The organism is Pontibacter sp. H249 (assembly GCF_037892465.1).
Lineage (GTDB): Bacteria > Bacteroidota > Bacteroidia > Cytophagales > Hymenobacteraceae > Pontibacter.
On record NZ_JBBKTR010000036.1, the window covers coordinates 1 to 740 of the forward strand.

Below are 740 nucleotides of genomic sequence, written 5' to 3' on the forward strand. Positions count from 1 at the left end.
GGTCTGGTCAGGCGGGAGATGAGGTGACCATTACCGGCGCCAACCTTTCGGAGGTATTTCGCGTGCGCTTCAATGGGGTTGCAGCTAGAACTATTATAGTTGTTAACAATAATCAAATAAGGGCTATTGTACCCTCAAAAGCAACTACAGGCAAAATTGCATTGGATGCTCCAGGAGGGACAAGTACAAGTGCTTTAACGTTCGAGATTACCTCGCCTCTGCCCTCGATCACCTCCTTTACGCCTGGGTCTGGTCAAGCGGGAGATGAGGTGACCATTACCGGCGCCAACCTTTCGGAGGTATTCCGGGTGCGCTTCAACGGCGCTATCGCCACCTTTACGCAGGTGAGCGACACGCAGATCCGCGCGGTCGTGCCGGCGACGGCCACCACGGGTAAAGTTACTGTAGAGGCTCCTGCTGGAATGGTTACAAGTGCTTTAACGTTTGAGATTACCTCGCCTCTGCCCTCAATCACCTCCTTCACGCCTGGGTCTGGTCAGGCGGGAGATGAGGTGACCATTACCGGCGCCAACCTTTCGGAGGTATCCCGGGTGCGCTTCAACGGCGCTATCGCCACCTTTACGCAGGTGAGCGACACGCAGATCCGCGCGGTCGTGCCGGCGACGGCCACCACGGGTAAAGTTAAATTAGAGGCTCCTGCCGGGATTGTGACAAGTTTCTTGACATTTGAGATAATTGAGGAGGTTTCAGAACCGGTAGTGAATTTACCTGCGATTGAG

At 54.6% G+C, this 740-nt stretch carries 1 protein-coding gene; it reads left to right on the forward strand.

What is annotated here, in order from left to right:
• Positions 1–740 (forward strand): IPT/TIG domain-containing protein (locus WG943_RS21205; protein ID WP_340412043.1); only part of this gene is annotated, 740 nt, incomplete at both ends.